Annotated in this window: 3 protein-coding genes and 5 tRNA genes; all 8 read right to left on the bottom strand. The window is 58.0% G+C overall.

Going from position 1 to position 6452, the window contains the following annotated elements; genetic code table 11:
• Position 1 precedes the first annotated feature (1 nt).
• Positions 2–77 (bottom strand) — tRNA-Gly (locus tag I4W09_RS10040).
• A gap of 141 nt (positions 78–218) precedes the next feature.
• A complete protein-coding gene (locus tag I4W09_RS10035; RefSeq protein ID WP_230318776.1) occupies positions 219–1952 on the bottom strand; it encodes a glycoside hydrolase family 13 protein in 1734 nt (577 codons plus the stop codon).
• 178 nt (positions 1953–2130) lie between these two features.
• Positions 2131–2206 (bottom strand) — tRNA-Gly (locus I4W09_RS10030).
• A 42-nt stretch (positions 2207–2248) separates the two neighbouring features.
• Positions 2249–2322: transfer RNA gene (locus I4W09_RS10025), tRNA-Cys, on the bottom strand.
• 34 nt (positions 2323–2356) lie between these two features.
• Positions 2357–2432 (bottom strand) — tRNA-Gly (locus tag I4W09_RS10020).
• 105 nt (positions 2433–2537) lie between these two features.
• Positions 2538–3284 carry an anti-sigma factor antagonist gene (locus I4W09_RS10015; protein WP_055286928.1) on the bottom strand — a complete coding sequence of 249 codons (747 nt, stop codon included), beginning with the start codon at positions 3282–3284 and terminating at the stop codon, positions 2538–2540.
• 78 nt (positions 3285–3362) lie between these two features.
• Complete coding sequence (locus I4W09_RS10010; RefSeq protein ID WP_196034054.1) at positions 3363–5708, bottom strand: GAF domain-containing SpoIIE family protein phosphatase; 2346 nt, start codon at positions 5706–5708, stop codon at positions 3363–3365.
• 59 nt (positions 5709–5767) lie between these two features.
• Positions 5768–5857 (bottom strand) — tRNA-Leu (locus I4W09_RS10005).
• Between the last annotated feature and the right edge of the window lie 595 nt (positions 5858–6452).

The following is a 6452-nucleotide window of genomic DNA, read 5'->3' as shown; positions in this document are numbered from 1 at the left end:
ATGGAGCGGACAACGGGGCTCGAACCCGCGACCCCAACCTTGGCAAGGTTGTGCTCTACCAACTGAGCCATGTCCGCCTGCGAGGATTTAATATACGGGATGATCCACCCAAATGCAAGAACTTTTTTTAAAAAGTTTTGCGACGCCCTCGCGAACCTCGCGAAGACATCAGCCACCACGGAAGGCGCAGGCAAACGCAAACTCGCCGCAAGAGGCCACTACATCTCGCCGAGCATGATCCAGGCAGAGCTGTCCTGCGCGAGCCTGCCGTCTGCAAGCGGTGATGAGGTGAGCAGGACCCTGCCCGCCGGCAGCTCCACAGGTGCTGCACCGAAGTTCGTCACACACGCCCAGCCGTTATCGCGGCGATAGGCGATGACGCCGCCCTCAGCGCCCTCGGCACCATCCGCAAGACCGGTGCGCCCGTCAAGATCGAGCCACGCAAGATCGTTGGCGCACCCGCGCAGCTTGCGCCGCAGCCAGAGGGCGTCACGATAGAGCGCAAGCATCGATGTCGGGTCCGCTTCTTCCTTATCGGCAGCATAATCGGAAAACCATGCAGGCTGCGGCAGATGAGGCGCTGCATCGGCGTCTGCCGGCGAAAACCCAAACGATCCGCCATGCGCGGGATCGTCCGCTGCCACCCACGGCAGGGGCACACGACAGCCGTCGCGCCCCTTCTCACGCTTCGGTCCGTGCGTATTGGTCGCAGTAGGGTCTTCGAGTGCAGCCCACGGGATATCAGCCACCTCAAAAAGGCCGAGCTCCTCACCCTGATACACGTATGCCGAGCCCGGAAGCGCCAGCTCAAGCAAAAGGGCCGCCCGCGCGCGGCGCTCGCCGAGTTCACGGTCCTCGTCATAAGACGACCCGTCGCGCAAGAGCCAGTCGAGCGCAATCTGGTGGTAGCGCGTCGCCTTGATTTGCGGCAGGGCATAGCGTGTCGCCACGCGCGGCACGTCGTGGTTGGAGAGTACCCAGGTCGAGGCGGAATCGGATTCGACGGCTGCCTTCAAGCCCTTCTCGATTGCAGTGCGCATGTCATCATAGGTCCAAGTGGCCTTGGCAAACTCAAAGTTGAATGTCTGGCCAAGCTCGCTGGGACGCGCGTAGAGATACTGGCGCTCGGGCAGCACCCACGCCTCGGCAACGGCACTGCGCGGCGGATTATAGCGGTCGAACACGCGGCGCCACTCGCGATAGATCTCGTGGACCTCATTGCGGTCCCACAGCGGATGGGTGCCGTCGTCAACCATGTCATCGCCCTCGGCGAGATGCCACCGGTCGAGGTCATCGCGGTCGAGATCCTTGGCGAGACCCTGCGCCACATCAATGCGAAAGCCGTCGACGCCTCGATCGCTCCAAAACGCCAGGACGTCGCAAAAGAGCGCGTGAACCTCAGGGCATGACCAGTCAAAGTCCGGCTGCTCGGGCGTAAACATGTGCAGATACCACTGACCGTCCGCAACACGCGTCCATGCGGGGCCGCCAAAGTTGGCATTCCAATTGGTGGGAGGCAGCTCGCCATGCTCGCCGCGACCATCGCGGAAGATATAACGGGCGCGTTCGGGCGATCCGGGGGCGGCGGCAAGAGCGGCTTTGAACCAGGGGTGCTGGTTGGATGAATGGTTGGGCACGATGTCGACGATGACCTTGATGCCGCGCGCGTGAGCCGCAGCGATCATGTCATCGAAGTCGTCAAGCGAGCCGAGACGTGGGTCGACATCGCAGTAGTCCGCCACATCATAGCCGCCATCGACAAGAGGCGAAGGGTAAAACGGGCTCAGCCAGATGGCCTCGATACCCAGTCGCTCAAGATAGTCCATCTGCTGGGTAATGCCCGCGATATCGCCCAGACCCGAACCAGTCGAATCCTTAAACGAGCGCGGGTAGATCTGATAGATCGCGGCATCGGACATCCACGAGCGCGAAGAAGACTTTTCTGTAGCCATGGGGCGTATCTCCCTTGCAACGAGGTTATGCGAGATGCCCACGATGATACGCCCAAAGCGGACATTCGCGACAAACAACGCCACAGCCACGCCCCAAAACGATCGCTCCCTCGCGGGTTCGAGCCCAGGCGACGGGTACGAAAAAGCCCGGCTACCGTAGTAGTCGGGCTGTTACGTTTGGAGCGGACAACGGGGCTCGAACCCGCGACCCCAACCTTGGCAAGGTTGTGCTCTACCAACTGAGCCATGTCCGCATATGTAAAACAAAACGGGCGCCGGAGCGCCCGGATGTTGCCTGGAGGCGAAGCCCGGATTCGAACCGGGGGTAAAGGCTTTGCAGGCCTCTGCCTTACCACTTGGCCACTTCGCCGAAAAAGGACCGCCTAAACGGTCCGGAAATGCAATGGAGCGGACAACGGGGCTCGAACCCGCGACCCCAACCTTGGCAAGGTTGTGCTCTACCAACTGAGCCATGTCCGCTTGCGGGTTATTAATTTACGCGAGTTGTCCAAAAGACGCAAGTACTTTTTTCAAAAAACTTGTCTGCCGCATGTTCTTAATAGCCAAACGCGCTAAAGCGATTGGCTAGGCACACGATTCCAGCGCTCCGCTAAACAGCTTCACCATCTGCACGCGCGTGCCGGCGCCGTCCGTACGACGAGCAACCTCCACGTTATCGACGAGCATACGCATAAGCTTGATACCACGGCCGCGTTCCTCAGATGCAACCGGCTCGCTCGTTTCATCGATAGAATAGCCGGCACCTCGATCAAGCACCTCAACCACAACGCGATCGCCATAGGCCTGAACCGTCAGGACGCACCCGATACCGCCCGCATGGTCATAGGCATTACCCAGCGCCTCCCCCGACGCCAATGCGACATCGTAGCGCTCGTCACGGCGCAACGGAAGCGATTCAAGGAGTTCGGCGATGCGATGTCGGTAGTATGGAAGATTCTCGATACCCTGACGGACCTCGACGCTCTTACTCCAGCGAGGCAGCTCCCCCACCGGAATGGCGGGAATAGACTCCCGTGCCGGCCCCGCGACATGAAGGATATCGACAAGACGAGCAATCTCCAAAAAGCGAACAACTTCACCTGATGCATTGACGAGCGAAAGCAGGCCTTCTCGCCTCATGAGCTCACGAGCGCGCGTAAGCAGGAATGCCAAGCCCGTCGAATCGATAAAGCTAACAGCCTGACAGTTGATGACAACACGACGCACGCCGCGGCCAATCAAAGCATCCAACCGCCGACGCAGCGCAGGCACCGTGGCGATGTCGATATCGCCTGGTGGCGTCAAAACCGCTATGTCATTCCACTCATTCATACGACCATGGTTCCCCAAAAAAGCCCACTCGATGCATTCGTTTCCCCAACCGTGCGGATTCAGCCCGTTCAGCGCCGTCTATGAACGACCCCGTAAAAACTCAAGGGACACCAATGCAATGTCATCGTCCAGCGCCGATTCGGTAAATCGGTCAAGCTCGCCCAAGACCTTGCCGCAAATGCCCGACACGCCCTCCCCCGAAACAGAAAGCAGAAGATCGCGCAAGCGCTGCTCGCCAAAGAACGCTCCGGTGCGGTCGCGGGCCTCAATCGTTCCATCCGTATACATGAAGAGCATGTCGCCGGGGGCGAACGTAAACACGCCTGTCTCGTACACCATACTCTCAAAGGCACCGATTACACCCGATTGACATCCAAGTAGCTCGACCTCTCCCCCACGTGCCTCGCCGCCACCCAGCGGCATCGACTCTGGCCTAATGACCATGGTCGGAGGATGGCCCGCCGAACAATACGTTGCGCGTCCGGCCTTAAGGTCAATCTTGGCGATAAAGGCCGTCACGAACGTCTCGACCCTCGAAAAGCCCATGAGCATGCTGTTAAGGGAGCGTGCCATGCGGGCCGGTCCAGCGCCCTCCCAAGCATATGCCGTCAGGGCCGTCTTGACGAGCGCGGACATCGATGCGGCCTCAATACCTTTGCCAGACACATCACCCAGAATCATGACGGCGCAGTCGTCGGGAAGACGGATGAGCGTATAGAAATCGCCGCCGACCAACGCCGAGTTCGTGGCCGACAGGTACACCGAATCGGTTGCGATACCCGGAACATCCCCCAGGGAATTTCTCATGCCAATCTGAAGGGTCTGAGCGATATGGCGCTCCTCGCGCTTTTGAGATTCGCCTTCGTAGATCAGTTCAAAGTCATGCGCCAAGTGCACCAAGTAGTCATATTCAAGGTCATCAATCGGCTCTTGGCTACCATCACGAAGCAGCAGCGCGCGCGTCGTCGGGCTCTTCGCAACAGAAGCAGGAACAATCGCGTCGTTACTGTGCTTACCATCACCCTCAGAGCGCGGGCGCCCCGCCTCGATGCCGAAGTCGACGTAGAGACCTTGACAAGGCAGACCATGCGCCCTAAGCCAGCCTCCCATAGGCATCGATTCGTCAACGCGAGTTATACGGACGTGTTTAAGGTCCTCGGCACTCGTACCGCCCAAAACAGATGCCTCAAAGCCATCAGGGCCAGCCCCCAGACGTGCCGCTGGCGCCGTCGTGGAAAAGAAAAGCTTCTCGGGATCGTCCGGCAAAGCAACGCGACTGCCGCCTTCAAAATCTATGACGTAGGAATCCAGACTGGCGTCATACTCAACAGGGCAAAAATGGCAGTTGAGCATATTGCAGATCTCGGACGATACCGCCTGGGTAGCCGCGACGGAATCGTCTAGAAAGGTAAACAACTCATCACGTAAGACATTGAGCGAGCGGCCAAGCTCGGCCGTGCGACGAGAGCGAAGACTCGATGCCATGCCGACCAGTTGGATAGACAAGTAATCGCAAATGACCTCGAGTACATTAACGTCATAGGCGAGCGGTGCCTGGGGGCGTTTCCAACCAACTTCCAGCACGCCAAGGATCTGCGTACCGTAAAAAACGGGAAGACAGATCTCGCTGCGGTACGGAGGCATATCCTGCATGCGCAACAGGTGCTTAGAACGATTGTCCAGGTCCATAAACATACCGGAGGCGGCCTTATCACCCTTAAGGTCCTGTTGAATCGACAAGCGACAGGCACGCGACTCACGAAGAACATACGTCGGAATGCCAGCGCCATACGGCAAAAACTCAGGCAGGTAGCTGTCGTACAGCTCCTTGGAAACACCGCGAAGTTTAAAACCGCCGCTCTCAGAAAAATAGATAGCAGCACCCGAAGCATCGAGCGTTCCTACAAGCTGGTTCAAAACGGTATCAAGTAGGCTGGGCAGCTCATCGGAGCCCACGGTACTCATAATGACCGAGAGCGTGCCAGAGAGGCGCTTGTTAGCCACTCTAAGCTCCGAAAGAGCACGCTTGAGCTGACGGTCGTGCGAATACTGTTCTTCGATGCTATGGAGCGCCACCAGGACACGTGGCGCGCGGCGCCCAAAGATGCGTGGAGGCGTTACGGAGCCCGCACGAACCAAGACGGGGATAAAGGAGCCGTCACTCAGCTTGAGCATCAGTTCGTTCTCGGAGCCATCAGTTTCAAATGGCAGACGATGTTCCGTCGCACGTTCAAAAGCGGACGAGTACAGGACGTCTTTAACATCTCCACCAATGACGTCGGCGCGTTCCTCGCGCATCAAACCAAGTAAGCGATTATTCACATGCAGAATGGTTCCGTCGAGCTCGCAGATGATGACAGCATCGCTCGTGATCTCGACTAGTTGGGCAACGTCTGCCCACTCGTTGCGTTCAAGCGTTTCCATCGTGGACCCCACCGTCTATCGGTAACAAAAAAGCCTCCGAAGAGGCTTCTCAAATGCGATGGTGTCGGAGGCGGGACTTGAACCCGCATGACCAAAAAGCGGTCACTAGCACCTCAAGCTAGCGCGTCTGCCAATTCCGCCACTCCGACATGCTATGTTGTTGATTCGCGGTTCGTTTTGTTAGACCCGCGCGTTCAACGAGGAAGATAATAACCTATGATTCGAGAACTGTGCAAGCACTTTTTTCAAAAAAGTTTACGAATTTGTAAATGTGCAGGTAAATCCGTGTGTCCGGCCCCGAATCGGTGTTGCCTCCCGGCGCGTCCTCGGGCATGAGCGATATTTTGTTGCGCACTTCGTGCTGCAAAATATCGCTCCCCCTGCGGAATGCGCCGGGAGGCAACACCGATTCGGGGCCTGCAAATACATACTTCAGGCACAGTTCTCAAACATGTTCTGGGAGCTGATGCAAATTTGGTGGCTCGGCTTTGCCGAGCCCTTATATGAGGAGGCCGGAGCTAAAGCTCCGGCCTCACTCAATTTCTCATCAGATTAAGTGAGCGATCGAGGAATCGCACTCCCCCTGCAGAGTTGCCGCAGGGCCCGCCCTGAAGTTATTTTTCAGAACACTCCGCACTGATATCTTCTGTATTGAAGACGTCGATGATGCACCCGTATACCATTGACGTCGACACCATCAGATGCGGACCGCGCGGTGACCCCACATTCCGCTGGCGCCCACGG

Origin of the sequence: Collinsella aerofaciens (genome assembly GCF_015670795.1) — a bacterium.
Taxonomy (GTDB): domain Bacteria; phylum Actinomycetota; class Coriobacteriia; order Coriobacteriales; family Coriobacteriaceae; genus Collinsella; species Collinsella aerofaciens_Q.
This window is presented reverse-complemented; position numbering and strand designations above follow the sequence as displayed.

What these genes read in the sequence shown, in the direction of transcription:
- I4W09_RS10010 (WP_196034054.1), bottom strand. Translation starts at nt 5,708, where the DNA reads ATGGAAACGCTTGAACGCAACGAGTGGGCAGACGTTGCCCAACTAGTC.
- I4W09_RS10035 (WP_230318776.1), bottom strand. Translation starts at nt 1,952, where the DNA reads ATGGCTACAGAAAAGTCTTCTTCGCGCTCGTGGATGTCCGATGCCGCG.
- I4W09_RS10015 (WP_055286928.1), bottom strand. Translation starts at nt 3,284, where the DNA reads ATGAATGAGTGGAATGACATAGCGGTTTTGACGCCACCAGGCGATATC.